The organism is Larkinella punicea (assembly GCF_003334855.1).
GTDB lineage: Bacteria > Bacteroidota > Bacteroidia > Cytophagales > Spirosomataceae > Larkinella > Larkinella punicea.
The window spans coordinates 409,902-435,995 of record NZ_QOWE01000001.1; the positions used below are offsets into that span (position 1 = coordinate 409,902).

The window sequence follows — 26,094 nt, forward strand, 5'->3', positions numbered from 1 at the left end:
ATAGGTAAATCAATACAAATAAAGCTCAAATTAAGGAAGATATACCAATCGGGAAGCGAAAAAATGGTTAAAGTAAATGAGATGGTTTTAATGGTTGATGAGGGTTTAATGGTTAAGGATGGTTTTAATGGTTGGATGGTTAAGAATGGTTGAATGGCTGGTGGAGACCATCCCTAACCATTCAACCATTCTTAACCATTAAACCATTAAAACCATCCAACCATCCACTTTCCGCAGTTAAAATTTTTCCGGGATTGCCGGGCCATTCCTTCGGGTGGTTCGTTACCTTTGTATGAAGACACCGTTTCGTATGGCCCAATATTATCGTTTTGACAAAGACAATGCTTCCCGGCGTGCCGGAACGGTTGCCCTGAAGGATGCGATCGGGCAGATGCTGAAGTCGTATCAACTGCAAACCCGGTTCAACGAAACGTATCTGGAAGCTTTTTGGGAGAAGATGATGGGCAAAGCCATCGCTTCCCGCACCAACCGGCTCTACGTTAAAGACCGTAAGCTCCACATCGAAATCAACTCCGCTCCGCTGCGCAGCGAACTGGTGATTGCCAAACAGAAAATGATTCAGCTCATCAACCGCGAAATGGGTGCCGATGTGCTGGAGGATGTCATTTTTATCTGATTCACTTTGATACGACCCCCTTTTTTAGAACCCGGTCAGCGGGTGGGCGTGCTGGCTATGGCCAGCCGTTTGGATTATGAAACGCTCGAACCGGCCTTCCACATTCTGCGCGATCAGTGGCAGTTGGAGGTGGTAGAAGGCGAATCGCTCCGGAGTAGTTATTATCAGTTTGCGGGCGACGACGCCCTGCGCACCCGCGACCTGCAACAGATGCTCGACGACCCCGGCATCCGGGCGATTTTCTCCGCGCGCGGGGGCTACGGCAGCTACCGCATCCTCGACCGCCTTGACTTTACGCAGTTTCTGAAAAATCCGAAATGGATCATTGGCTTCAGTGACATTACGGTTGTACACTGCCACCTGCACCGGATGGGCATCCAGAGTTTACACGCCATTATGCCCAAATTATTTGGCGGTGAAGGCGTTACGGATTCCATCGAAACACTGCGGCAATGCCTTTTTGGGGAATCTCTTACTCCCTATACCAGCCCCTTCCACCTTCTCAACCGCCCCGGAACGGCCACGGGCCCACTGGTTGGCGGCAACCTGACGCTGCTCATGCACATTCTGGGCACGCCATCCGACATCGATCTGACCGGCAAACTTTTGTTTATCGAAGACATCGACGAGACACTTTTCTCCACCGACCGCATGATGATTCAGCTCCGGCGCTCCGGCCGGCTGGCCGATCTGGCGGGTTTGCTGGTAGGTCAGTTTACGGACATGCGCATCAACGACTCGTCACCCTTCGGCAAAACCGCCAACGAAATCATCGCCGAGCAGGTGGCCGGGTATAACTACCCGGTCTGCTTCGATTTCCCGGTCGGTCATGTCGCCCGCAATCTGGCCATGCCGATTGGAAAAACCGCAGAGTTAGTGGTGAAGGAAGAAGGCGGGCAATTGCGGTTTTAAGGGGAATAATAAATGCAAAATGATGAATTTTAAATGTAAAAGTGACTGGTAAGAGAGAGCGTCGTCTAATGGTTCATGAATACTACATGGAAATGGCCAATGACGAATGATAAAATGGGTGAACGAAAGACCCGGCAGTAGGATGTCGAAGAACGGCTTATTGATTTTGCCGTACTAATCATTGAAACCGTAAACCGAATCCCCCCCACAAAAGCAGGGAGTCATCTGGGCGGCCAACTTATTCGTTCGGGTACTGCGCCAGCCTTACATTATGGTGAAGCCCAGGGCGCGGAGTCTCGAAAGGGTTTTATTCACAAAATGAAGGGTGCCCTGAAAGAGCTTCGGGAGTCGCAGATCAACTTGAAAATCCTCAAAAAAACTCAGCACCTTACTTTTGCCGACGAAAAAACCACCCAGGAATGTCGGGAACTGGTTCAAATCTTCACGCGCAGCATTGAAACCGCTGAACGCAATCTAGCCCAGAAGTAGCCCCACTTTTACATTCATCATTTTACATTTTTCATTTATTATTCTTTTCTCAATCACTTCTTCTTCCCACCCGCCGTTGCGGCTCCTTTCCACTGCTCCATGTAATCGACGGTCAGGTGGCAGAGCGATTTGACGCCCAGGCCAAAGCCGCTTTCATCGATGAAAAAATCCGGGGTATGATGCGGGGCGGCATCTTCCAGTTTGCGGCCTTTCGGCATGCCACCCAGAAAATAGAAGAAACCGGGTACTTTTTGCTGGAAAAAGGAGAAATCTTCCGCACCGGTATCGAGCGGACGGATGATCACGTTGTCTTTTCCGGCCACGGCTTCGAGCGTTGGCACCATTTGGTCGGTTAAAGCCGGGTCGTTATAGGTCACGGGATACATCACGTCGATTTTTACGTCGGCTTTGGCTCCGGCACTTTCCGAAATGTTGGTGGCAATTTCGTTGATCCGGCGGTGGATGGTTTTTTGCATGTCGGGCGTAAACGACCGGATGGTGCCGATCATATTCACCTCTTCCGGGATGATGTTTTGCCGAATGCCGCCGTGAACCGCACCCACCGTCACCACCGCCGGGTATTCCGTAATGGCCAGATTCCGGCTGACGATGGTTTGCAGGCCCATCACAATTTGCGACGAGGTAACAATCGGATCGACCCCCGACCACGGTGCCGCGCCGTGCGTCTGTTTGCCTTTGACTTTGATGCTGTAAAAATCGACGGCTGCCATCGTGGCCCCCGGGCGGTATTTGATCGTCCCGACTTCGGTCTGGGAGTTGATGTGCAGGCCAAAAATGGCGTTGACCTTCGGATTTTCCAGAACCCCTTCTTTCACCATCAACTGCGCGCCCCCTTCTTCGCCAGCCGGTGGCCCTTCTTCGGCGGGTTGAAAAATAAACTTGACGGTTCCTTTCAGGTCGTTTTTAACACTGGCCAGCACTTCGGCCACGCCCATCATAATGGCGACGTGTGAATCATGGCCGCAAGCGTGCATGACGCCGGTTTTCTGACCGTTGAACTCCGTCGTTACCGTGGATTTGAACGGCAGATCGCCCCGCTCGGTCACCGGCAAACCGTCCATGTCCGCCCGCAACGCCACGACCGGCCCCGGTTTGCCGCCTTTCAAAATGCCGACGACCCCGGTTTTGGCCACATTGGTTTTTACCTCGATGCCCAGCGAATGGAGGTGAGCGGCAATCTTGGCGGAGGTTTGCAGTTCGCGATTGCCCAGCTCCGGGTTCTGGTGAATTTCCCGACGCCAGGTGACCACTTTTTTCTCCAGACCATCAGCCAGTTTATTCATCTGATTCTTCAGGGGCGACTGGGCCGGTAACGTAAACGGTGCCAGTGCAAGCGAAAAGACTATTGCACAGACTGTTCTAGTAGAAATCCTCATACACTCGTTCTGGTTTATTTCCTGTTTTGCCGAAAATGCAAGCTAAGTTGTTTTTCTAAGTAATATTTAGAAAAATTTTATCAAAATAGTATTATGCAATCATTTTTTGAACCATTTTTGCGAATAACCTAAACAAATATACAGATTTATGAAAAAACTATTACCATCCCTATGGGTGTGGTTTGCCTTGTTGTGTCTACCAGCACTGGCACAGGACCGCACCGTTACCGGGAAAATCACTTCATCAGATGACGGCTCCCCACTCCCGGGAGTGAGTGTTCAAATCAAAGGCACCACCCGCGGTGCCAACAGCAACAGTGACGGCACCTACCGCCTGGGCAACGTCCCGGAAAATGCCCGGCTCGTCTTCAGTTTCATCGGTTTTGCTTCCCAGGAAATCGAAACCGGCAACCGCTCCACGATCAACGTCACCCTCCAGGTCGATGCCACCAGCCTCAGCGAAGTGGTGGTGGTCGGGTACGGTACGCAAAGCAAAAAAACCATTACGGGTGCGGTTTCTTCGGTCAATGGCGAGACCATTGCCAACAAACCCGTTCAGAGTTTCGATCAGGCTTTGCAAGGCCGGGCCGCCGGGGTAAACATCATCACGCCGAACGGGGTTCTGAACAACGCGCCGGTGATCCGGATTCGCGGGGTTTCGTCCATCAACGGCAGTTCGTCACCGCTGATTGTCATCGACGGCCTGCCCATCAACTCCAACGACAACGTTTCGGCGGGCGGTTTTACGGTGAACAACCCACTGGGCGACATCAACCCGTCCGACATCGAATCGCTTGAAATCCTGAAAGATGCGTCGGCAACGGCCATTTATGGTTCTCGCGCGGCCGCAGGCGTCATTCTGATCACCACCAAAAAAGGCAAGGAAGGCCGGGTTCAGGTGACCTACGACGGCTGGGTTGGCGTTACCAAACCGTTCAAGCTGTTCGACATCCTGGATGCACAGCAGTACATGGATTACAAAAACCTGGCCGCCCGCAACGCCAACCTGCCCGACCAGTTTTTTCCCACCCTCAATGCCGATGGCAGCGTGGTCAACACCGACTGGTACGACGTGATTTACCGTACCGGAACCGCCCACAACCACAACCTGGGGGTCAACGGCGGGACAAAAGACACGAAGTACGCCTTCTCGGTGGGCTACACCGATCAGGAAGGGATGTTGAAACAGAATTCCTTCAGTCGGATGACGGGTCGGATGAACATCTCGCACCAATTGAACAAAGCCATTCGGCTCGGTGCCAACATTGCGCTGGCCAACAGCAAAAACCAGGCCCCCAACACCGGTACGACGGGCGCGTTCAGCACCGGCGGTCTGGGTCGTTTGCCGCTGGTGCTGGCTCCCAACCTGGCCCCCCGCAACCCCGACGGATCGTACAACATCAACCGGGCCGGTAACAACATGGGACTTGGCAAAAACCTGGTCGGTGCCGGTGGGTATTACAACCCGCTGCCTGACCTCGAACTCAGCCGGTTTACATCGGAAAACAACCACATACTCGGCAATATTTTCGCCGATTTCACCCTGCTCAAAGGGCTCACGTTCCGGACCTCCTACGGGATTGACAACACGACCGTCGAAGACATCGACTTCCGGAACAGCGTTCACGGTGAAGGCGGAACGGCTGGTGGTCAGGCGTTTAACATCTTCACCAACATTAAACAGTGGAACTGGCAGAACTACCTGACCTATGATCTTCAGGTGGGAAAAAACAATTTCTCGGTTGTGGGTGGTAACGAAGTCCAGAAGTATACGATCAATCGCTGGGGTGGTGCGCGGCAAGGGCTGTCGGACCCATTCTTTACGTCTTATCAGGGAAACTTTACGAGCAACCAGCCGCCGGCTGGTAACTTCCAGAGCCAGAATGGTTTGATCTCGTATTTTGCCCGCTTTGATTACAATTTCGACCAGAAGTACCTGTTAACCTTCAACTTCCGTCGGGACGGTTATTCGGCCTACGCGGCTGGCCGTAAATACGGCAACTTCCCCGGAGGATCGATCGGCTGGCGGGTTTCGGAAGAAAATTTCTGGAAAAATTCAATCGGCAAAGTGGTCAACGAGTTTAAAATCCGGGCCAGTCTGGGCCGCGTCGGAAACGCCGGCATCAGCGATTTCGGCTCGTTGAGTTTGTTTAACTCCGGGTTATACGGCACCGTGCCTACGTTCTTCTTCTCGCAGGCCGGCAATCCGTCGCTGCGGTGGGAAAGCAGCACGAGCACCGACATCGGTATCGCGTTTGGCCTGTTCGGCGACCGAATTACGGGTGAACTGACCTATTACAAGAAAGACGTCACCGACCTCGTTCTGCCCGAACCCCAGGCCCCTTCGCGCGGGATTCCGAACAACTTCATTTTGACGAACATTGGCTCGATGGCCAATACCGGAATTGAGCTGGCGCTGACATCTTCGAACATTACCAAAGGCAAATTTAACTGGACCACCAGTTTCAATATGTCGACGCTGAAAAACGAAGTGACGGCTTTGGCTAACAACAATGCCGACATTCTGGCCAATACCGGCGGTCTGGAAAGCTCCAACATCGTGCGGGTCAATGAGTCGATCGGGAGTATTTACGTCATCCGGACCGACGGCGTAAATCCGGCCAACGGTCGCCGGATTTTTATCAACGCCAACAACGATCGGGTGCAGTATGACCACTCGGCCCCGGCCGCCAGTCGCTGGACTTACGTCGACCGGGATGGCAACGCTCCGGCGATTTCCGGTACCGACCGGGTTGTGGTGGGTGCGGCCATACCGAAATGGTACGGCGGTTTGGACAACACCTTCAAGTATGGCAATCTGGAATTGGGGGTTTTCCTCCAGTTTTCGGGCGGCAACGTGATATACAACGGAACGAAAGCCGGTTTGCGCGATCAGCGGCCCTGGAACAACGACGTTGGCGTGCTGAACCACTGGAAACAGGCGGGTGATGTCACCGACGTTCCGCGCCCGGTTCTGAACGACAACATCTCGAACGGTTCGGCCAACCCGATTTCTGAAAATGTGGAAAAAGGCGATTTCCTGCGGGGACGGAACATCATGCTCGCCTACACGATCAAGAACGATCTGTTGCGGAAAGCCAATCTGTCGTCGATCCGGGTGTATGCGCAGGTGCAGAACGCCTTCATCATTACGAACTACACGGGATCTGACCCTGAAATCTCGACCAACCGGAACTCCAACACGGCACCGGGCGTCGACCGGAACTCGGTTCCGCAGGCCCGTACGTTCACGGCCGGTTTGAGCCTTAATTTCTAATCGATCGTTTGACGTCCTGATTGAACAGCCCTTTAAACGGTTAACACGACTTTCCATGAAAAATCATACTTCATATTTATTCACCAACCGACGGATGTTTCTGAAAGCTGCGCTACTTTCGGTGTGCCTGCTGCCCGTCGTAACCTCGTGCAGTGAGGAAGAACTCCTGGAGCCCAAACCCCTGACCAGCCTGGCCGACGTGGAAGCCTTTTCCAACCCCGATCGGGTGCTGGCGCAGGTGAACGGTCTGTATTCGAGCATTAAAAATGGCCAGTTCCTGGGTGGCCGGTATTTCATTTACGTCGACGTCCGGGGCGAAGAGTTTCTGAATGTGAGCAACAACGGCGTAACGGCCCTCCAGACCTGGAACCACACCAACAACTCCGGTTCCAACGAACCCACCAACCTCTGGAACCAGGCGTATCTGGCCATCAACCGGATCAATTTGTTTCTGGAAGGCCTGGATGCCAACCCGACGGTGGTCGATGCGGCACTGGCCAGTCAGTACAAAGGTGAAGCCCGGTTTTTGCGGGCACTAGCCTACCTGTCGATGGTGCAGCTCTACGCACAGCCCTACACGAAGGACAACGGAGCCAGTCTGGGCCTGCCCCTTCGCTTGCAAGGCGAGGTCGGAACGGGCAACAATGACCTGGTTCGCAGTACGGTAGCGCAAGTGTACGCCCAGATTCTGGAAGACTTGAATTTTGCCGAACAAAACCTGGCGGCCACCAATGCCTCTGCGGTTCTGAATACGACGCGCGCTCATAAAAATACCGCCATTGCCCTGAAAACCCGGGCGTATCTGGCGATGGGTCGTTACGCCGATGTAGTGACCGAAGCGGCCAAGATTGTTTCGGCAACGGCCCCTTACCGGGCGGCAACCGGTGTGGCCCACCAGTTGCAGGCATCGGTTGCGACGGTTTTTACCAATTACACCACGACGGAATCCATTCTTTCCATGCCGATGAGCAGCAACGACCTGCCCGGTACGCAAAACGGGCTGGCGAGCTATTACATGCCGATTGTCGGGATTGGTGACTACAGCCTGAACCCGAGCGGAATCATCGGCAACGCGGCTTTTACGGCCACCGACGCCCGCCGAACCAGTTTTGTCAAGAACGATTTTACGGGGGATGCGGGCCGGATTCGGCTCACCAAGTTTCCGACGGGGCCTCAGCATACCGACTATGTTCCGGTAATTCGGTACGCCGAAGTGCTGCTGAACCTGGCCGAAGCCAAAGCACGGCTGGCTGCAGGGGTCGATGCTGATGCGCTGGCGTTGCTGAACGCCGTTCGGGGTCGGTCGGCACCCACGGCGATTTATACCGCGATGGCCGACAAGGCCGCGCTGGTCGACGCCATCCTGCTGGAACGCCGGATCGAGTTGTTGGGGGAAGGATTCCGCTCCAACGATTTGCTGCGCCAGAATCTTCCGCTCCCCGCCAAAGCCAATATTCAGGCCGTGACGGTAGCGGCCTCGGTCTACATCTGGCCGATTCCACAGGGCGAACTGAACGTAAACAAACTGGCCGTGCCAAATCCGTAACGATAGCGTGAAGTAGCCTGGAAAACCGCACGACGGATTATCTCAACGCCTTCCGGAAAGGGTCGAAACTCGGTAATAACGGGTTAGAATCCTTCTCCGGAAGGTTTTCTTTTGATTTTAACACCATTTTGTTCAATTTATCATTATATTGATCCTACTATTATAGCAGTAGTTAGAAAGACAGTGGTCGTAGTTTACGCGGCTTTCCTGGTGTGTTGGAAAAAAATGTTACTTAACGCACTATTTGGTTTACTTATTGCTGATATAAAAGTACTTTTGCAACCATTTTTTTACGTTCATCCAAACAATAACCTATCTATGAGAAAACGTTTAGCCGGATTCTGGCTAGTGTGCGTGCTTTTTGCCCTGCCCGCGCTAGCCCAGGATCGGACGGTGACCGGTAAAGTCACCTCATCCGACGACGGCTCCACCCTGCCGGGTGTGAGCATCCAATTGAAAGGTACCAGCCGTGGTACCACCACCGATTCAGACGGAAACTACAGTCTGACCAACGTTCCGGCCGACGCCCGTTTGGTGTTCAGCTTCATCGGAACCGCCACCCAGGAGATCGTGGTCGGCAACCAATCTACCCTCAATGTGCAATTAAAATCCGACGCCAGTCAATTGTCGGAAGTGGTCGTAACGGCTCAGGGGATCGAGCGCGACCGGCGTTCGCTGGGGTATTCGACCCAGGACGTTCGGGGTGATGTGCTGGCCCAACGCTCGGAACCCAACGTGCTGAATGCGCTTCAGGGAAAACTGGCCGGGGTGAACATTACCGGAGCCAGTGGTGCGCCGGGTGCTTCCACCAACATCAACATCCGGGGGATTACGTCGTTCAACGGCAGCAACCAGCCGCTGATCGTGGTCGATGGCATCATTTTCAGCAACGACCTGAACCAGACCGAAAACACGCTGTTCGGTTCGCAACCCGCCAACCGGCTGGCCGACGTCAACCCCGAAAGCATCGAGTCCATCAACGTGCTGAAAGGACCGGCGGCTGCGGTATTGTACGGTTCGAGAGCGTCGGCCGGTGCCATTGTCATCACGACCAAAACCGGTCGGAACATGAAGGGAAAAACGGAAGTGACGGTTAACTCATCGTATAACATCCAGAATGTCTCCGGTCTGGCCAAACTGCAAAACGATTACGGACAGGGAACCCAGAACAACTTCGTCAACACATCCGGCAACTCCTGGGGTCCGAAATTCGGTGGGCCACTCACGCAGGTTGTGACTTTGCAGGGAGAAACGGTTCCCTACCAGGCCTACCCCAACAACGTAAAGGACTTTTATCGTCAGGGGAGCATTCTGCAAAACTCCTTCAACATTGCTTCCGGCGACGAACGGCGCAATTTCATTCTGGCGATTGGTAACACGCTCCAGAACGGGGTTATCCCCAACACCAAATTCAACCGGACCAACGTTCAGGTCGGTGGGGAATCACGCCTGAATAATGGCATCAAAGTGAACGGTACGGTCACTTACGTACAAACCGTTCAGCAGGGTGTTCCGGGCGGAAACGGCGGTAGTGCCTTCGGTCAGTTAACCCGGATTCCACGCAGCTATGATCTGATTGGCCGCCCTTATCAGAACGCCCTGGGCCGGAGTATTTATTACAACCCTACGCAGAACCACCCCCTGTGGAGTGCCTATAACGAAACACTGCAAGGCCAGGTCGACCGGGTTTTCGGCAATATCCAGATTGGCTATGACGTCACTAAATGGCTGAACGTTTCGTACCGGGCAACCGCCGATACCTACACCGATCGCCGGAAATTCGTTGCCGCCATTGGCGCAGCGCGTACCCCGGCTGGCGAACTCCGGGAAGATATCTTCTTCCGATCGGAGTTAAACGGAGATTTGATCATCACCGCCCAGAAAGACAACCTGTTTCTGGAAGGGCTGAACGCCAGTCTGTTGCTGGGAAACAACATCAACCAGCGTAAGACTCAGAATCCAACGATCATCAGCCAGCAATTGACCATTCCGGGATTTGAAAACGTCAGCAACGGATCGGTTTTCTCCGCCAGCACCGAGAGCAGCACCATGCGTCGGCTGATGGGGTATTATGGCCAGCTTTCGCTGGGCTACCAGAACTACCTGTTTCTGGAACTGACCGGTCGGGTCGATAAATCGTCGACCTTGCCCAAAGCCAACAATACCTATTTTTACCCATCGGCAGCCGTCAGTTTTGTCCCAACGGATGCGTTCAAGCTGAATTCAAACGTGCTTTCTTACGCCAAAGTGCGGGCCAGCATTGCCAGGGTGGGCCGGGATGCTGATCCGTATCTGCTGAACTCCGTGTTTGAACCGGCAGCTTACGGAAACAATGCCGCCCAAATTACCTTCCCTATTTCCGTCGGAACCGCCAGCTTACCCGGCTTTCGGATCGACGACCGGATCGGCAATTCAAGTTTGACGCCGGAATTCGTGCGGTCGTATGAATTCGGGTTGAACCTGGGGCTGTTCCGCAACCGGGCGAGCATTGATCTGGCGTATTTCGACACCCGCAGTACCAACCAGATTTTCAACGTTTCGGTATCTAACTCAACCGGTTACGACACCCGCACCACCAACGTGGGTTCCATGCGAAATCGGGGGATCGAACTGGTGTTGAACACGACCCCGGTTCGGTTGGCTAACGGCTTCAAATGGGATCTGATCCTGAACTTTACCCGCATCCGGAACAAAGTGGAGGAAATTGCCCCGGGCGTTACCCAATCACCGATTACCGGGAATGCGTTCATCGGGATCAACCCGTCCATTGTACTGGGGCAACCCTATGGTGTTATTGTTGGAACGGCCAACGCCCGCAGTCCGCAGGGTGAGTATCTGATCAACCCCAACACCGGCCAGTTTGTACCGGGTCTTGCCGGTCAGGTGATTGCCAATCCCAATCCGGACTGGACGGCGGGTCTGACGAATAACTTCAGTTACAAAGGGTTATCGCTGTCGGTTTTGTTCGACACCCGTCAGGGTGGAGACCTTTACTCGTTTAGTGCAGCCGATCTGAGAAGCCAGGGGCACCTGAAAGTCACGGGCATCGATCGGGATCAACCCCGCATTTTGCCGGGTGTCATTGAGGTAACCAATACGGATGGTTCGAAGACATACACGCCTAACAACATCCAGATTAGCGCGCAGAATTACTGGGCCGGTCTCGGTGGTCTGGCTTCCGAAGCAGCCGTGTTCGACGCGACAGTTTACCGGCTGCGTGAAGTCGCCCTGAACTACAGCCTGCCGGGTAGCCTGATTGGCAAAACACCTTTCGGAGCCATTTCGGTGGGAGTTAGTGGACGGAACCTGTTCTTCTACGCGCCCAACTTCTTCATGGATCCGGAAGTAAACACGCAGGGTGCCGGTAATATTCAGGGGCTTGATTTGAATGGCGCACCCAACACCCGGAATTATGGCGTTAACCTGCGGTTTACCTTTTAATTAACCTTCATCATTCTTCCGACAATGAAAGTCTTGAATTATAAAAAATTCCTTCTGGTTCCGTTGATGCTGTCAATCGGAGCCTGCAGCAATTTTGTGGACGACATCAACCTCGATCCCAACAAACCTACGGCCGTAACGCCACCGGTTTTATTACCCACGGCCTTGGCGGGTTCCGCGTTTGCCAACAATGGTGAACTCAACCGGTTTGGCTCGGTGGTGATGAACTATCTGGCGGGTGCCGGTGGTAGCCCGGCTGCCTACGACATCTTCAATACGAACGGTGCCGATTTCGGAAACCAGTGGCGTTTTGACATCTACGGTGGTGCGCTCGTCAACTACCAGAAATTGATCGAAGCCGCCGACCAGAACAATGCCAAAGCCTATACTGGTATTGCCAAAATCATGAAAGCCTACACGTTTAGCATTGCCACCGATGTGTGGGGCGATGTACCGTATTCGCAGGCGCTGAAGGGTGAAGAGTTCATTCAGCCGCGCATCGACAAGCAGGAAGATATCTACAAAGGGAATCAAGCCTTAGGAATTCAGAGCCTTTTTGATCTGGTGCGCGAAGGTCTGGCCGACCTGGAGGCTGCTTCGACTTCCAAGCCTGCCGCCGAAGACATGGTTTACGGTGGTAACATGGATAACTGGAAACGGGCGGGCTACACCCTGATGCTGAAACTTGCCAATACCATCAGCCGGAAAGAACCGCAACTGGCGACGCAGGTGATCAACGAAGTGTTGACCAAAAACCTGTATATCAACAGCAATGCGCTCGATTTGAACGTAAAATTTGGCAGTAACGTAGGTAGCACCAGTCCTATGTGGAACCTGGCCATCTTCGCTTCCTTCAGCAACGAGCTCATTATGAGCACCCGGTTTCTGAACGTGCTGCGGCCCAGTGCGACAGACCCAACCAAAACCGACCCCCGGCTGGCTAAGTTCTTCACCAAACCGGCGGCAGATTACGTCACGATGGATAATGGTTTTCGGGGAACCCTGCCACCTACAGCAACCTGGTCCCGCTATGCTCCTTACGTAACGGGAACAAGTGGTGAAGGTCCGGTCCGGCTGCTGACCAACTTCCAGCGGGCGTTTATTCTGGCCGAATCGGCCTTGATCCTGGGAACACCGGGCAACCCGCAGACGCTGTATACCGAAGGCATTACGGCTTCGATGAAACTGGCGGGTGTCGCTGATGCCGACATTGCGGCCTATCTGGCCGCCAATCCGGCAGTGGCGACCCTAACCGGAACCAAAGAGCAGCAACTCGAGCAGATTATCACCCAGAAATGGATTGCCTGGACCGGCAATGGCCTGGAAGCCTGGAACGACTGGCGCAGAACCGGTTACCCCCGCTTGACAGCATCGCAGAATGCCGTGGGGATCGATGGAACGCGTCCGGTGCGGGCAGCCTACATTACCCAGGAAATCGAGCGGAATCCGGCCTTCCCAAATCCGGGGCCGCAGTCCAATGAAAAATTGTGGTGGGATGTTGATTAATCGGTCATTCGTTAACGGAATTATATCATGAAAAAAATAGCTTTTCAATTTCTTATCCTTTCAATCGTGGCGTTTGCCGGTATTTCCTGCAAAGACGATTACGTCTACAGCGATCTGGTCAAGGATAACCGCCCCGCCGTTCCGGTCACCTACACCGGTGCCACGACTTACGGTTTCGACCCGTATTACGAAACATCGGTAGCTGCCGGTGGTGCCATCAAAATCACGCTTTCGATCCCGTCTTCCAGTGGCCGGACGATCAAGGAGATTTCGAAAATAGCAGCCGGTGCCACCAGCATCAACGTTGGAACACTGAATACCGCAGGCAACTACACCGCAGCGCCGATTGCCGGCAGCGGCACTACGGTGGAATTTACGACTACTGTCGCTGAGTTTGCAACCAAGCGGCCTGCGGTTCCAACGGCTCCCCTGGCTCTTCCAAATTTCCGGGAAATCGCTTTTGTTTTCCTGGTAACGCTGGACGATGGAACTGAAATCAAAGCTGTTCCCGTACGCGTACGCATCCTCGCCTAACGCACCGGTTTGATTCTACTAAAAAAGCCAGCCGTCAGATTGACAGGCTGGCTTTTTTATGGAAAAGCGTCTCAGATTCCGTTACTCTACGCCTTTTACCTGCATTTCCAGGGTATAAACCGACTCCGAAGCCGTAATAAACAGCGTACGACGGTCTTTGCCGCCAAAACAAAGGTTACCCACCCAGCGGGACGGAACCGGAATGACCTGGAGTTTTTCGCCCGCCGGATTGTAAACCGTTACGCCTTTTCCACTCAGGTAAATATTGCCCTGATCATCGATCGTCATGCCATCGGAACCCTGTGAAACGAAAAGCTGGCGATTGGTCAGCGTACCATCGTCGTTGATCTGGTATTTATACGTTTTACTGGCGCGGATGTCGGCCACATAGAGGGATTTGCCATCGGGTGTGCCCACAATGCCGTTGGGCTGCATCAGATCACCATCCACAACGACCGGTTGTTTTTTCCCTTTGGGCAGATAATAGACCTTCTGGCCTTCCATATCCGGTTTTTTCCGCTCCCAGTAATCCCGCTGATAATAGGGATCGGTGAAATAAATACCGCCTTTCGCGTCAATCCACAAGTCGTTGGGGCCATTGAGCCGTTTGCCTTCAAAATCCGTCAGCAAAACCGTCACTTTTCCTTTCGGGCTAATCGACCACAGCTCATTTTTCTCATCGGCACAGGCAATCAGGTTGCCTTTTTTGTCGAAGTAAAGCCCGTTGGAACGCCCGGTTTTGTCCCTATACAGCGACAGATTGCCGTCGGTGTCATACTTCCAGATTTTATCGTTGGGCTGGTCGGTAAAATAAATATCTCCTTTTTTATTGACGGCGGGACCTTCCGTAAACTTGAACTGGCTGGAAATCTGCTTCGGAACGGCGCCCGCTGCGGTTACTTTGACGGAATCGGCACCGCCATCACTAAAACCGAGGAATGCGTGTAGCAACAGGCCGGCGGAAAGAAGCCCGGCTTTTCCGGTAAAATTCATGGGAATCGGGTTAAGGTTCAGGAATAGGCAAAGATAGCAGATTCCGCTTACCAAGGCACTTCCCGCTTGTCTTTCCAGAATTTTCCGGTTTCGCCCTGGGGAGCTTCCGTGGCTAACCAGAGGGTGGTTTCGGCACCTTTTTCGGGTGTTCGGTTGGCACCGGTTCCACCCATACTGGTTTGTACCCAGCCCGGATTGACGCAGTTAACCGCTATATTTTTGCCCACTAAAGCAGCCGAAAACTGACGGGTCATGGCGTGCAGGGCGGTTTTGGAAAGACTATAGGCCGGATAGCTGTCCTGCATATGGGAAAGCGAGCCTAAGTCACTCGTGATATTGATGATGCGGGCACCCATCCGGCTTTTCTCCAGAAACGGCAGAAAATCCTGAATCACCATGATCGGCCCAATCAGGTTGGTTTTCAGGGTACGCTCCAGCGATTCAATATTGAGCTTGCAGATGGATACATGCCGGTCGGCCTCTTCCAGTATGGCAGCATTGTTGACCAGCACATCCAAATGACTGGCCTTCTGAGAGAAGGCACCATAGGCATTTTTAACACTAACCGGATCGGTAACATCCAACTGCAGAAAGATGGCTTCGTACCCCTGTCCACAGAGCTCATGAACAGCCTCACGGCCCTTTTCTATATCGCGGGAGGCCATGAAAACCGCATAGCCTTTTTTACACAACTCCTGAGAAATCTCTTTGCCCAATCCCCGGTTTGCACCGGTTACTAAGGCAACCTTTTCGTGACTGGTGTTCATGATTTCTATGATTGAATGGTAGAGTTGAAGCACGCCAACTCTTTTGAGCCGCGACGTAACCTCTCCAACTCTACTATTCAATCACGGAAATTGTTTAAAAAGCGGCCTTTTTCAGGCATTTTAAGGTCATACATGATTGCACAATCATTACTCCGTTTCGTGTTAAAATGGGAAATTATGAATCTTTTCCCAATGCTTTCACGGCTCCATACAACATGTCGGTCATCCGACGGGAGCTTTCATCACCCAGGATATCAGCGTAACGGCGCATCAGGTTGTCCCACGCTTTTTTGATGTCCGGTAACATGGTGATTCCTTTCTCTGTGGCATAAACCAACGTGTGTTTTCCTTCGATCTTCCGCTCTACCAGCTTTTTCAATTCCAATTTTTCAATCAGACGGGTAATGGTCGACGGTGTCAAATGCAATTCTCCACTCAATTCCTTCGGCTGAATACCGGGATTTTCGATGGCTTCTTTCAAGACAAATGCATGGGAAGCCGTCAGGCCCAACCGACCAAATTCGTCGTCGGAAATGTTAGTCATTACTCTCGCTAAAGCATTTGCCGTAAAATTCAGACAACTGCTGTACTTTGAAATCCGTTTTTTCTCTGCGATCATGATTGCTAGGGTTTTAAAATTCAATCACCTGTATTATGTTACCGATTTGTAAATATAACGAACTTAATTAGAATTAGTTTGTCAAAGCAATTGTTTTTTAAAATACTTGATTGCGTTTATTATTAATTTGTTAACACAAATGACTACAGTTTTAGAGAATTGAAAAAGTAAAAATGCGTGTTGCTACAATTAAGTTATTAAACGGTATTAAAGATGCAAGAAAATAAAGAATAAATACAATTTGGTAAAAATTAAGCACTAACTTATTATAAAGAGGATCCTGGCATCTTCCTCCGGTTTTAGCCCAGACTTAGTCCCTTCTCCAGGCTACATATCCCTGATTCTCTTCCCCTGGCCCTTCATTACCGGGAAGGCAAATGGATTTCGGCCATCATACACCGCGCCGATCCCCCCCCGTTTCCTTCGATTGTCGACAGGTTGAAATGGAACAGTGTAGCAAAATCGTCCAATTCGTCACGCTGCCGGGCCGAAAGCGAATCAAAGGCCTGCGTCGACATAATCAGCAGTTTCTGCCCTTTCCGCGCCGTTACCAGCAGCATGTTTCCCGCAAAATGAGCCATTTGCTCCAGCGTAATGTCGATCACGTGCTTCCCGCTGTTCACCAGTGACTGCCGCACCGTCAGCCGCTCGTCGGGATCGGCAATGGCTGCCAGACACACGATAGCAAAAACGTCGCCAATGCACATCATCACATTGGTATGATAAATAGGTATGCCTGCCGCATCGACGGCTGAAAAGGCGACGACATTGTACCCGGTTTGGTGGCTGAACTCGGCCAGAACGTCGGCATCGGTTCGGGGTGACAAACAGGCGTAGGCAATCTTCTTCATCCGGTCAAGCACCAGACTGCCGGTTCCTTCGAGGTATTTTCCTTCCTGCTCAAAGTGCGTCAGATCGACAATTTTGGCAACGTGGTATTCTTTTGCCAGGTCATCGATGATGTCCAGCCGCCGTTCGAGCCGGCGGTTGGGTGCCTGCATGGGATAGAGCACAACCGTACCGCTGTAATGAAACGACACCCAGTTGTTCGGAAAAATGGAATCAGGTGTATACGGCTCCGGCAAATCGTCGTAAATAATAACATTCACCCCGCTAGCCATCAACTGATGGGTCATCTCGTCAAATTCCCGCAGGGCATTTTCCTGCACCACATCCCGGGATTGAGTTGCCAGATCCGTGTTCTGAAAGGCGTTGCTCCCGGCGGTTTGCTCATTGAATCCAAACCGTACGGGCCTGATCATGAGAAGGTTTGAGGTCGTCTGCGATTGCATAGGGTTAAGGTTTAGGGTTATAACTCGGCACGTAACAAAGGTAAACTCATGCAATGGGAACCGCCCCGCGCCCTCGACAGTTCAGCCGACGGCAACAGGATGAACGTATTTTCAAGGGTTTCCGGGTCGGCTTCACCCCGCTCAAACCGGTCCAGCAGGTCAACCGCCCGCACGGTTTCGAAGCCCGCCTGGCGAAAAGCTTCGAGGGTCTTGTCGTTCCGGTCGTATCCAATCACCACCCCGTCTTTCAGCGCCAGCAGATTACAGGAATCCGTCCATTGTTCGCGGGCTCCGAACGGAAATTCGTTGTTTCCGGAATAAATAAACCGCACCGGTTCCGTGCAGCCCAGGTCATCCCGGCTGATGGCCGTCAGCAGGTCTTCCAGGTTTTCGATCTCCACCGGTTTCTGCTCTTCCCCTTTCCGGAACTGCATGATCCGCAAATCGTCCGGAACGTCTTTCGGGGCCAGAAAATGCAGCAAATCACGTTTCCTGGCTTCGTCACCCGTGCGACCCAACGACCCCAGCAACACCCAGACGTTGCGTTTTACCTGCGTAAAAATGGTGTCGATGTGCATATAATCCCGCTTTTTCGGAATCTTGACAATCGTCACTTTGTCGACCACATTTTTGTCAAACAACAAACGAATAACCTGCTGGGCGGCATACAAGGTCGTTCGTTCACTACAACCGATCAACAGGTGGTTTTTAGCCACCATCATCACATCGCCCCCTTCGAGTGTCGACCGCGAATAGTCGTTGCTCACCTCATTGTCGGGCAGCAGAAAATGATGCTCGTTGTCCGGTATTTCGATAATTTTATCCCGGTATTTGCTAAACAACGGGTGGTAAAAGAAAATGTACTGGGCCAGAAACGCTTCACGGGTACGGGCCAGCTTGGCGGGCTTGTTCAGTAAAATATGGCTATTAATAACTATGCCAATGTCACGCGTGAAGATAAAATTTGGCAAGGGTGCGAACAGCATCGTCCGGTCGGGCAGTGATCCGGAGATCAGAATTTTCGATAATTCAACCGGATCATAGGTATACAACTGACTCTGAATCAAGAAACTACACCGTTCAACAGCGCAAATTCCCGAAATCAGCCGGGTCCGGATCACTTCATCGGCTAAAATTTCGGTCAGCAGGTGCTGAATATCAATAACGGCGTCGGACCGAAAATAGTCCGGGTGGTCGGGTTTGAAAAAATTACGCTCGGAATCGGCATTGATTTCAGCCAATTTGCCCCGTATTTTATCCGGATCCAGAAAGTACAGCAGAATTTTTACGTAATAGTCATACTCATCTTTCCGCATCGTTTCCAGGTGAACGATGTCTTCAAAAAGCCAGTCCTGCGCCTTGGAAGGGACGACTTTTCCCAGGCCGCGGTCGGGGCTGTGAATCAGCAGCCGTTTCAGCGAACCGACTTCTGAACTCACCCTGATTTCCTGCGTGCGCACCTGATGATTACCATTTTGCATACTCCAATGACCAAAAAAGGGATAAGACTTACGTATGATAAGTCTATTGCATTACAAATTGCCCCTAAATCCCCTGAAGGACGGTCGGCCGCTGCCGGACTTTTGCATTCAGTGTGTTTGGCGTCCAAGTCCCCTTTAAGGGATTTAGGGGCAACAAGCGAAAGTACTAAAAGGGAATACTTCTTCCAGTTGCAAGGTAAGGTATTGGGTAATGAAAAAAAAAGTCGGGCCGTGTCTGCCAACGAAATGCGGTGAGCGTCAACTTTTAACGGGTCTAAATTGTTATCAAATCGTGTAGCTATCGCTTCATGCATTACCTTTGCAGTTTAATTGAGTCGAAATCAACCTCCTGTTATGCTAACTATTAGCAATTTACAAGCATCTATTGGCAGTAAAGAGATATTAAAGGGTATTAACCTGGAAGTCAAACCCGGGGAAGTACACGCGATCATGGGGCCGAACGGTTCCGGAAAAAGTACCCTGGCATCGGTGCTGGCGGGTCGCGAAGATTACGACGTGACCGGTGGCAGTGTGCTGTTTGAAGGCAAAGACCTGCTGGAAATGGCACCGGAGAACCGGGCCGCCGAAGGAATTTTCCTGGCGTTTCAATATCCGGTGGAAATACCGGGGGTCAGCACGACCAACTTCCTGAAAACCGCCATGAACGAGATCCGGAAATACCGGGGGCTGGACCCACTGGATGCCGTTCAGTTTCTGAAACTGATGAAGGAAAAGATGAAGCTGGTGAATATCGACCAGTCGCTGCTGAGCCGGTCACTGAACGAAGGATTCTCGGGTGGTGAAAAGAAACGGAACGAGATTTTTCAAATGGCGATGCTGGAACCCAAACTGGCCATTCTGGACGAAACCGATTCCGGACTGGACATCGACGCCCTCCGGATTGTGGCCGAAGGCGTCAATCAACTGCGCTCACCGGAACGGGCCACCATCGTAGTAACCCACTACCAACGCCTGCTCGACTACATCGTGCCGGATTACGTTCACGTCCTCTACAAAGGCCGGATCGTGAAGTCAGGCCCGAAAGAACTGGCTTTCGAGCTGGAAGAAAAAGGTTACGACTGGATCAAGGCAGAAGTGGAAACCGTTTAATTTCAGTTAAAAATTAAAAGTTAAAAATTAAAAGGCAATAACCCCTGAGGTTAGCTTACCAAATAAACGCTGAATGGCGTAGCCCCTATTTTTAACTTTTAATTTTTAATTTTTAACTCATTCAAATGACTAATCAGCCCAATAACGATCTCAAATCCAGGCTACTGGCGGATTTTCGAAACTCGGAAGAGCGGATGAATGGTGCCAGCAAGTCGGCATTGCATCAAATCCGGCGCGAAGCCCTCAACCGGTTCGATCGCCTGGGTTTTCCAACCGTCAAACACGAAGAGTGGAAATACACCAATGTCAATAGCTTAATCAAGGAGGTATTCGAATTCAATGCCCCGTCGGCAATCACGCTGGAAGATCTGGCCCAGTTGGAGTCGTCGCAGCTCAACGGGAACGTTCTCTACTTTGTCAACGGCCAGTATCAGCCCCAGTTGTCGAAGATTGTGAGCCCCGCCGATCAGCTTTCGATCTCGACACTGTCCGAAGCAGTTAAAAATACGCCGGATTTGCTGAACCGGTATTTTGCCAAATACGCTGATTTTCAAGACAATGCTTTCACTGCGCTGAACACGGCTTTTGCCAGTGAAGGCGTGGTGATTCATGTTCCGGCCCATACGACGGTGGAAGCACCGACCATTCTGCGCTTCATTTCCGATGCCCGGCAGATGAACGTGGCTTCGCAGCCGCGCAACCTGTTTATTGTCGATCAAAACGCGGAAGTCAAAGTCGCCGAATCGTTCCGCACCCTGGGCGATCAGGCCAGTTTTACCAACGTCGTCACCGAGATCGTGGTGGCCGAAGACGCCCGGATGGAGTATTACAAAATCCAGAACGAATCGGATATGGCCTACCATATCGGCACCACGCAGGTGTATCAGCAAGACCGCAGCCATTTTTATTCGGCGACCGTCACCCTCGACGGCGGTTTTATCCGCAACAACCTGAACATCGCCCTCGACGGTTCCAACTGCGAAGCGCACATGTACGGGTTGTATTTCCCGAACGGCCGCCAGCACATCGACAACCACACGCTGGTGGATCACCGCAAGCCGAATTCACACAGCAACGAACTGTATAAAGGAATTCTGGAAGACCGGTCAACGGGCGTCTTCAACGGCAAGATTTTCGTTCGTCAGGATGCCCAGAAAACCAACGCCTACCAGTCGTGCAAAAACGTGGTGCTCTCGAACGATGCCACCATGAACACCAAACCACAGTTGGAAATTTTCGCCGACGACGTGAAGTGTTCGCACGGTACGACCACTGGAAAACTGAACGAAGAAGCATTATTTTATCTCCAGTCACGCGGTATTCCGAAAACGGAAGCCCAATCGCTGCTGATGTTCGCTTTTGCGGAAGATGTGATTAAGAAGATCAAAATCGACCCCCTCCGCGAGCAACTGGAACGCCGGATTCAGGCCAAACTTGCGAGGTAGTTAAGAGTTAAGAGTTAAAAATTAAAATGGGGTTGCATCGGTCGTCCGACACCCGTGCGGTAAAGCTCATGCGTCAGCCTACTTTTAATTTTTAACTTTTAACTTATAATTCTTAATTCTTTATGGAAACTGCGACACACGAAATCCTTGATATTGAAGCCATTCGCCGGGATTTTCCGATTCTTGATCAGGTCGTGAACGGTCGGCAACTGGTATATTTTGATAACGCAGCGACGACCCAAAAACCGCTTCCGGTTCTCCACGCCCTGACCCGGTATTACGAAGGCTACAATGCCAACATTCACCGGGGGATTCATACGCTGGCCGAAAAAGCGACATCGGCGTTTGAAGCCTCGCGCCGGGCCATTCAACAGTTTCTGAATGCGGCTCACGTGGAAGAAATTATCTTTACCTACGGCACCACCGACGGGATCAACCTCGTGGCCCAGACCTACGGACGGCGGTTTTTGAAAGAAGGGGATGAAATCATCATCACCACGATGGAGCACCACTCCAACATCGTTCCCTGGCAGATGCTGTGCGAAGAAAAAGGCTGCGTGCTGAAAGTGATTCCCATTGATGACAAGGGTGATCTGATTCTGGAAGAATACGAAAAGCTGCTTTCGGAACGGACCAAATTCGTCTCCGCCGTTCACGTTTCGAACGCGATGGGCACCATCAATCCGGTGAAGTTTCTCATTGAAAAAGCGCATGCCGTGGGAGCCAAAGTGCTGATCGATGGCGCCCAGGCCAGTTCACACATCGACATCGATGTGCAGGCACTGGATGCGGATTTTTACGTCTTCTCGGCGCATAAACTCTACGGCCCGACCGGGATGGGTGTGCTTTACGGCAAACGGGATATTCTGAATGCCATGCCGCCCTGGCGGGGAGGTGGCGAAATGATCAAGGAAGTTACCTTCGAGAAAACTACTTACAACGATCTGCCGTACAAGTTCGAAGCCGGAACGCCCAACATCGCCGATGTCATCGCGGTGTATGCGGCTCTGGAATACATTGAAACGCTGGGCAAGAAAAAGATAGCGGATTACGAACACAGCCTGCTCGAATATGCGACCGAAGCGCTCGAAAGCATCGACGGGTTGCGGATTATTGGCCAAAGTGCTGAAAAAATCAGTGTGGTTTCGTTCGTTCTGGACGGGATTCACCACCAGGATACGGGCGTTATTCTCGATCAGCAGGGCATTGCCGTCCGGACGGGTCACCACTGTACGCAGCCGTTGATGCGCCGGTTTAACCTCACGGGAACCACCCGGGCCTCCTTTGCGGTTTACAACACGAAAGAGGAGATTGACCGGCTGGTGCAGGGTTTGCTACGGGTCAAAAAGATGATGTTGTAATCTTAATTTTAACGATCATGCTTACTACAGCGACTATTATTGAAGCTTTTCAAAACCTTCCACCAAAAATTTCGCTGGATGAAGCCGTAGAGAAACTGATTATTCTCGAGCGTTATGAGAAGGCAATGGAAGAAATTGAAGAGAATAAAGGTCACAAGCATGAAGTTGTGATGCAAGAAGCTCGTCAATGGATTCAGGAACGGAAATAATTTGGCGGGATGAAGCGAAAGAAGATTTCCGGGATGCCTTGCAGTATTTATCTCGATCTTCTTTGCGCTATACCGAACAATGGGTAGATGAGTTAAACCGCAAATTGACGCTGTTAGCTACATTTCCTGAGATGGGCCGAATCGTACCGGAAAAGAATACGAGTTTCTTTCGGGAAATCTTAGTCGGGAAGTACCGCGTTTTGTATATCTATTTGCAAAAAACCATTACAATCGTAGCCATTCGGCATTCTGCCAGCGACGTGGATCGGATACAATGACCATCAACGAGAAACAGGACGAAATTATCGAAGACTTCGATCTCTTTGACGATCAGCTCGATAAAACGCAATACATCATTGACATCGGGAAGAAACTGCCGCCCATGCCGGTACAGTTCCAGACGGATGAGAACCTGATTCGGGGCTGTCAGTCGAAAGTGTGGCTGCATTCCGAAATGCGGGGCGATACCGTCCATTTCGAAGCCGACAGCGAACCGACCGCCCAGATTAGCAAAGGGCTGGTGAGTTTGTTGATCCGGATATTGTCGAACGAGAAAGCCGAGGATATTGCCAACGCCGATTTGTATTTCATCGACCGGATTGGATTGAGTAACTTGGTAACCTCCCGGCGCGCCGGAGGGCTGGCTTCCATGATTCAGCAGATGAAACAGTTTTCGGCGGCACAAGCTTTGAAAAACCGTACGACTGAGCGGTCAACGCTATAAAGTAGAAAGTTATGAATGACGAAGAACTGAAAGCCGAAGTCGTAAAAGCCCTGAAAGAAGTCTATGATCCGGAAATTCCGGTAGACGTCTACGAACTGGGGTTGATTTACGAAATCAAAATATTTCCGATTAACAACGTCTACATTCTGATGACGTTGACCTCCCCCTCCTGCCCATCGGCGGGAACCATTCCGGGCGAGATCGAAGCGAAAGTCCGGAGCATCGAAGGCGTCAACGACGTGAGCGTCGAGCTGACATTCGAACCGACCTATACCACCGAAATGATGTCGGAGGTGGCCAAGCTGGAACTGGGCTTTATGTAACTTGAACGGTTCGATGGTTGTAATGGTTAAAGGGTTGGATGGTTGTAATGGTTGGATAGCTAGCCGTACGACAAACCATTCAGCCATTTCTAACCATCCTTCAACCATCTAACCATTACAGCCATCGAACCATTACAACCATTTACTATACACTTTAAAACTCAATACAATGTATCCTCCACATTTAGTTGCCCCGATGAAGGACGACCTGCTAAGCGTCGGTTTCGAGGACCTGAGCACTGCCGAAAAAGTCGATGAGGCCATGGACAATGCCGAAGGCACCATGCTGGTGGTCGTCAACTCGGTCTGCGGTTGCGCGGCTGGTGCGGCTCGTCCCGGCGTTAAGGCGGCTTTAAACCTGAGCGGTATCAAACCCGACAAACTGGTGACGGTTTTTGCCGGCGTCGATTTTGAAGCCACGGCCCGGATGCGCGAGTATTTGCTGCCTTATCCGCCATCATCACCGGCCATCGGTATTTTCAAAGATGGCGAACTGGTACACTTTATCGAGCGGCACCACATCGAAGGACGCTCTGCGCAAATGATCGCTCAGCACCTGGAAATGGCGTTCGAAGAATTCTGCGAAAAGGCGTAAGCCTTAGAATAAAGAGAAGAGACAAGAGAATAGAGACAGAAATCGGATAAATCCAGGTTTCAGGTCTTTATTCTCTTGTCTCTTCTCTTTATTCTAAACCGCTATTACGGCACTTTGGCCTGCCCCAGCACCCGCAGCAAATTACCGCCCCAGATTTTGGCAATATCCTGTTCCGAATAGCCTTTTCGCACCAGTTCCAGCGTCAGGGCTTCGATTTCGCTGACATCCTCCAGACCATTGACGCCCCCGCCCCCGTCGAAATCGCTGCCAATGCCGACATGGTCGATGCCTACCAGCCGGACAATGTAGTCGATGTGTTTGACGATGTCCGCCACGCTGGCCCGTTCGTAGGCATACCGTTTCTGAATCGAGTCTTCTTTGGCATCAAGTCGCGTCCGCATTTCCGGGGTTACCACCCGGCCCACACCCGCCATCCGGATAGAGTTCAACGCCTGGCGGTGTTCGTCCGACGGTTTTCGGAGGTAATCAGTTACGAAATTTACCTGAATCACGCCACCTTTGGCCGCCAGCGCCTGGATCATTTCGTCGGTCATGTTCCGTGGAAAATTGCAAAGCGCACGGACGTTGGAGTGAGACGCAATCACCGGTGCTTTCGACAATGCCAGCACATCGTAAAATGATTTATCGGAAATATGGGACACATCGATCAGAATGCCGAGTCGGTTCATTTCCGGTACCACCTTTTTACCAAAATCACTCAATCCATTGTAAAGTGGACCATCGGGATCGGTTGCGGAGTCGCAAATGGCGTTGTTGGCAAAGTGGGCGAGCGTAATGTAGCGGCAACCCAGGTCAAAATACGTTTTTAGCATCGCCAGATCTTCGCCCACCGGATAGCCATTTTCCATTCCGATAAAAACCGCCCGCTTCCCGGCTTTTTCAATCCGGTAGGCATCGGCGGGTGTCGTTGCCAGTTCGGCCTGATCGGGGTGTTTTTTTAAAGCGGCATCGATGCTTTTAAAAATAGCGAGGGCTTTGGCTTTGGCCTCCGCGTGGCCTTCCGGTGTGCGGGGTCCCTGCGCCAGATAAACCGCAAAAAACATGGCGTCCATCCCGCCTTCTTTCATGCGGGGAAAGTCGATCTGCGACTTGTCGCGCACCCGGTCGTGCCGCTCACCCACATCAAAACCGTCTTTTACCATGTTGATCGGTGCATCGGCGTGGGTGTCGAGCGTCAATATACGCTGGTGAATTTTATGGGCTTTCCGGGTCAGCCGATCGGAAGGTAGAAAAAAAACGGTAAGCAGCAGAAATAGGGAAAGAATGGGGTTCATTGATGAGTGGTCTAAATCCCAAGGTAAAAAAGAATCGCTAAATTCGTACTATACGTACCCGTTAAACGACCGGGAAGCCCGTTCGATTCTGATTTATCCGGAACATCCGCTTTCTTTACAACCTGTTTTTTTCAAATTAAC

Annotated in this window: 22 protein-coding genes and 1 pseudogene; 16 read left to right on the forward strand and 7 right to left on the reverse strand. The window is 51.8% G+C overall.

Features of this window, described 5'->3' with window-relative positions; all coding sequences use genetic code 11:
• The first annotated feature begins 310 nt into the window (after nt 1-310).
• From DUE52_RS01610 to DUE52_RS01620, 3 genes and pseudogenes are all read left to right on the forward strand, one after another.
• Complete coding sequence (locus DUE52_RS01610) at nt 311-637, forward strand: DciA family protein (protein ID WP_114404177.1); 327 nt, start codon at nt 311-313, stop codon at nt 635-637.
• A 6-nt stretch (nt 638-643) separates the two neighbouring features.
• Nucleotides 644-1,549, forward strand: a complete 906-nt coding sequence (locus tag DUE52_RS01615; RefSeq protein ID WP_114404178.1) for a S66 peptidase family protein — start codon at nt 644-646, stop codon at nt 1,547-1,549.
• Between the two features lie 156 nt (nt 1,550-1,705).
• Nucleotides 1,706-2,038 (forward strand): annotated as a pseudogene (locus DUE52_RS01620) (four helix bundle protein); the annotation flags it as partial.
• 53 nt (nt 2,039-2,091) lie between these two features.
• On the opposite strand, the gene DUE52_RS01625 reads toward DUE52_RS01620, so the two are convergent.
• Nucleotides 2,092-3,435, reverse strand: a complete 1,344-nt coding sequence (locus tag DUE52_RS01625; protein WP_114404179.1) for an amidohydrolase — start codon at nt 3,433-3,435, stop codon at nt 2,092-2,094.
• A 148-nt stretch (nt 3,436-3,583) separates the two neighbouring features.
• Between DUE52_RS01625 and DUE52_RS01630 the strand changes: the two genes are divergently transcribed.
• From DUE52_RS01630 to DUE52_RS01650, 5 genes are all read left to right on the forward strand, one after another.
• A complete protein-coding gene (locus DUE52_RS01630; protein ID WP_114404180.1) occupies nt 3,584-6,712 on the forward strand; it encodes a SusC/RagA family TonB-linked outer membrane protein in 3,129 nt (1,042 codons plus the stop codon).
• Between the two features lie 55 nt (nt 6,713-6,767).
• Nucleotides 6,768-8,258 (forward strand): RagB/SusD family nutrient uptake outer membrane protein, encoded by a 1,491-nt coding sequence (locus DUE52_RS01635; protein WP_114404181.1) that lies wholly within the window; start codon nt 6,768-6,770, stop codon nt 8,256-8,258.
• 318 nt (nt 8,259-8,576) lie between these two features.
• Nucleotides 8,577-11,699: a SusC/RagA family TonB-linked outer membrane protein gene (locus DUE52_RS01640; RefSeq protein ID WP_114404182.1), complete on the forward strand. Its 3,123-nt coding sequence runs from the start codon at nt 8,577-8,579 to the stop codon at nt 11,697-11,699.
• A gap of 24 nt (nt 11,700-11,723) precedes the next feature.
• Nucleotides 11,724-13,205, forward strand: coding sequence for a SusD/RagB family nutrient-binding outer membrane lipoprotein (locus DUE52_RS01645; RefSeq protein WP_114404183.1), 1,482 nt, complete (start codon nt 11,724-11,726; stop codon nt 13,203-13,205).
• A 27-nt stretch (nt 13,206-13,232) separates the two neighbouring features.
• On the forward strand, nt 13,233-13,739 hold the full coding sequence (locus DUE52_RS01650; RefSeq protein ID WP_114404184.1) for a hypothetical protein: 507 nt from the start codon (nt 13,233-13,235) through the stop codon (nt 13,737-13,739).
• Between the two features lie 81 nt (nt 13,740-13,820).
• Here the strand turns inward: DUE52_RS01650 and DUE52_RS01655 are convergent, their stop codons facing one another.
• The 5 genes from DUE52_RS01655 to DUE52_RS01675 all read right to left on the reverse strand — a co-directional run bounded on the left by DUE52_RS01655 (nt 13,821) and on the right by DUE52_RS01675 (nt 18,891).
• Nucleotides 13,821-14,732, reverse strand: coding sequence for an SMP-30/gluconolactonase/LRE family protein (locus tag DUE52_RS01655; protein WP_114404185.1), 912 nt, complete (start codon nt 14,730-14,732; stop codon nt 13,821-13,823).
• 47 nt (nt 14,733-14,779) lie between these two features.
• Entirely contained in the window at nt 14,780-15,499 is a 720-nt protein-coding gene (locus tag DUE52_RS01660) for an SDR family oxidoreductase (protein WP_114404186.1), read from the reverse strand.
• Between the two features lie 175 nt (nt 15,500-15,674).
• Complete coding sequence (locus DUE52_RS01665) at nt 15,675-16,043, reverse strand: MarR family winged helix-turn-helix transcriptional regulator (RefSeq protein ID WP_229312029.1); 369 nt, start codon at nt 16,041-16,043, stop codon at nt 15,675-15,677.
• 437 nt (nt 16,044-16,480) lie between these two features.
• Nucleotides 16,481-17,410 carry a citrulline utilization hydrolase CtlX gene (gene ctlX, locus DUE52_RS01670; RefSeq protein WP_114404188.1) on the reverse strand — a complete coding sequence of 310 codons (930 nt, stop codon included), beginning with the start codon at nt 17,408-17,410 and terminating at the stop codon, nt 16,481-16,483.
• A 17-nt stretch (nt 17,411-17,427) separates the two neighbouring features.
• A complete protein-coding gene (locus tag DUE52_RS01675; protein ID WP_114404189.1) occupies nt 17,428-18,891 on the reverse strand; it encodes an arginine deiminase family protein in 1,464 nt (487 codons plus the stop codon).
• A 354-nt stretch (nt 18,892-19,245) separates the two neighbouring features.
• Between DUE52_RS01675 and sufC the strand changes: the two genes are divergently transcribed.
• The 8 genes from sufC to DUE52_RS01715 all read left to right on the forward strand — a co-directional run bounded on the left by sufC (nt 19,246) and on the right by DUE52_RS01715 (nt 24,658).
• Nucleotides 19,246-20,001: a Fe-S cluster assembly ATPase SufC gene (gene sufC, locus DUE52_RS01680; protein WP_114404190.1), complete on the forward strand. Its 756-nt coding sequence runs from the start codon at nt 19,246-19,248 to the stop codon at nt 19,999-20,001.
• A 125-nt stretch (nt 20,002-20,126) separates the two neighbouring features.
• Complete coding sequence (gene sufD, locus DUE52_RS01685) at nt 20,127-21,446, forward strand: Fe-S cluster assembly protein SufD (RefSeq protein ID WP_114404191.1); 1,320 nt, start codon at nt 20,127-20,129, stop codon at nt 21,444-21,446.
• A gap of 122 nt (nt 21,447-21,568) precedes the next feature.
• Nucleotides 21,569-22,807: a cysteine desulfurase gene (locus DUE52_RS01690; protein ID WP_114404192.1), complete on the forward strand. Its 1,239-nt coding sequence runs from the start codon at nt 21,569-21,571 to the stop codon at nt 22,805-22,807.
• Nucleotides 22,808-22,824: 17 nt separating this feature from the next.
• Complete coding sequence (locus DUE52_RS01695; RefSeq protein WP_114404193.1) at nt 22,825-23,016, forward strand: hypothetical protein; 192 nt, start codon at nt 22,825-22,827, stop codon at nt 23,014-23,016.
• Nucleotides 22,995-23,294 carry a type II toxin-antitoxin system RelE/ParE family toxin gene (locus DUE52_RS01700; protein WP_114404194.1) on the forward strand — a complete coding sequence of 100 codons (300 nt, stop codon included), beginning with the start codon at nt 22,995-22,997 and terminating at the stop codon, nt 23,292-23,294. Before DUE52_RS01695 ends, DUE52_RS01700 begins: the two co-directional genes overlap by 22 nt.
• Nucleotides 23,291-23,740, forward strand: a complete 450-nt coding sequence (locus tag DUE52_RS01705; RefSeq protein ID WP_114404195.1) for a SufE family protein — start codon at nt 23,291-23,293, stop codon at nt 23,738-23,740. Before DUE52_RS01700 ends, DUE52_RS01705 begins: the two co-directional genes overlap by 4 nt.
• An 11-nt stretch (nt 23,741-23,751) precedes the next feature.
• The gene (locus tag DUE52_RS01710) at nt 23,752-24,063 is read left to right on the forward strand and encodes a DUF59 domain-containing protein (RefSeq protein ID WP_114404196.1); all 312 of its coding nucleotides are present in this window, start codon (nt 23,752-23,754) and stop codon (nt 24,061-24,063) included.
• A 169-nt stretch (nt 24,064-24,232) separates the two neighbouring features.
• Nucleotides 24,233-24,658, forward strand: a complete 426-nt coding sequence (locus tag DUE52_RS01715) for a BrxA/BrxB family bacilliredoxin (RefSeq protein WP_114404197.1) — start codon at nt 24,233-24,235, stop codon at nt 24,656-24,658.
• Between the two features lie 104 nt (nt 24,659-24,762).
• Here DUE52_RS01715 and DUE52_RS01720 read toward each other — a convergent pair whose 3' ends face one another.
• Nucleotides 24,763-25,953, reverse strand: a complete 1,191-nt coding sequence (locus tag DUE52_RS01720; protein ID WP_114404198.1) for a dipeptidase — start codon at nt 25,951-25,953, stop codon at nt 24,763-24,765.
• Between the last annotated feature and the right edge of the window lie 141 nt (nt 25,954-26,094).

Bases quoted from the DNA above. Each gene is read 5' to 3' on its own strand.
- DUE52_RS01610 (WP_114404177.1), top strand. From the start codon at position 311: ATGGCCCAATATTATCGTTTTGACAAAGACAATGCTTCCCGGCGTGCC.
- DUE52_RS01625 (WP_114404179.1), bottom strand. From the start codon at position 3,435: ATGAGGATTTCTACTAGAACAGTCTGTGCAATAGTCTTTTCGCTTGCA.
- DUE52_RS01630 (WP_114404180.1), top strand. From the start codon at position 3,584: ATGAAAAAACTATTACCATCCCTATGGGTGTGGTTTGCCTTGTTGTGT.
- DUE52_RS01635 (WP_114404181.1), top strand. From the start codon at position 6,768: ATGAAAAATCATACTTCATATTTATTCACCAACCGACGGATGTTTCTG.
- DUE52_RS01640 (WP_114404182.1), top strand. From the start codon at position 8,577: ATGAGAAAACGTTTAGCCGGATTCTGGCTAGTGTGCGTGCTTTTTGCC.
- DUE52_RS01645 (WP_114404183.1), top strand. From the start codon at position 11,724: ATGAAAGTCTTGAATTATAAAAAATTCCTTCTGGTTCCGTTGATGCTG.
- DUE52_RS01650 (WP_114404184.1), top strand. From the start codon at position 13,233: ATGAAAAAAATAGCTTTTCAATTTCTTATCCTTTCAATCGTGGCGTTT.
- DUE52_RS01655 (WP_114404185.1), bottom strand. From the start codon at position 14,732: ATGAATTTTACCGGAAAAGCCGGGCTTCTTTCCGCCGGCCTGTTGCTA.
- DUE52_RS01660 (WP_114404186.1), bottom strand. From the start codon at position 15,499: ATGAACACCAGTCACGAAAAGGTTGCCTTAGTAACCGGTGCAAACCGG.
- DUE52_RS01665 (WP_229312029.1), bottom strand. From the start codon at position 16,043: ATGACTAACATTTCCGACGACGAATTTGGTCGGTTGGGCCTGACGGCT.
- ctlX (WP_114404188.1), bottom strand. From the start codon at position 17,410: ATGCAATCGCAGACGACCTCAAACCTTCTCATGATCAGGCCCGTACGG.
- DUE52_RS01675 (WP_114404189.1), bottom strand. From the start codon at position 18,891: ATGCAAAATGGTAATCATCAGGTGCGCACGCAGGAAATCAGGGTGAGT.
- sufC (WP_114404190.1), top strand. From the start codon at position 19,246: ATGCTAACTATTAGCAATTTACAAGCATCTATTGGCAGTAAAGAGATA.
- sufD (WP_114404191.1), top strand. From the start codon at position 20,127: ATGACTAATCAGCCCAATAACGATCTCAAATCCAGGCTACTGGCGGAT.
- DUE52_RS01690 (WP_114404192.1), top strand. From the start codon at position 21,569: ATGGAAACTGCGACACACGAAATCCTTGATATTGAAGCCATTCGCCGG.
- DUE52_RS01695 (WP_114404193.1), top strand. From the start codon at position 22,825: ATGCTTACTACAGCGACTATTATTGAAGCTTTTCAAAACCTTCCACCA.
- DUE52_RS01700 (WP_114404194.1), top strand. From the start codon at position 22,995: ATGGATTCAGGAACGGAAATAATTTGGCGGGATGAAGCGAAAGAAGAT.
- DUE52_RS01705 (WP_114404195.1), top strand. From the start codon at position 23,291: ATGACCATCAACGAGAAACAGGACGAAATTATCGAAGACTTCGATCTC.
- DUE52_RS01710 (WP_114404196.1), top strand. From the start codon at position 23,752: ATGAATGACGAAGAACTGAAAGCCGAAGTCGTAAAAGCCCTGAAAGAA.
- DUE52_RS01715 (WP_114404197.1), top strand. From the start codon at position 24,233: ATGTATCCTCCACATTTAGTTGCCCCGATGAAGGACGACCTGCTAAGC.
- DUE52_RS01720 (WP_114404198.1), bottom strand. From the start codon at position 25,953: ATGAACCCCATTCTTTCCCTATTTCTGCTGCTTACCGTTTTTTTTCTA.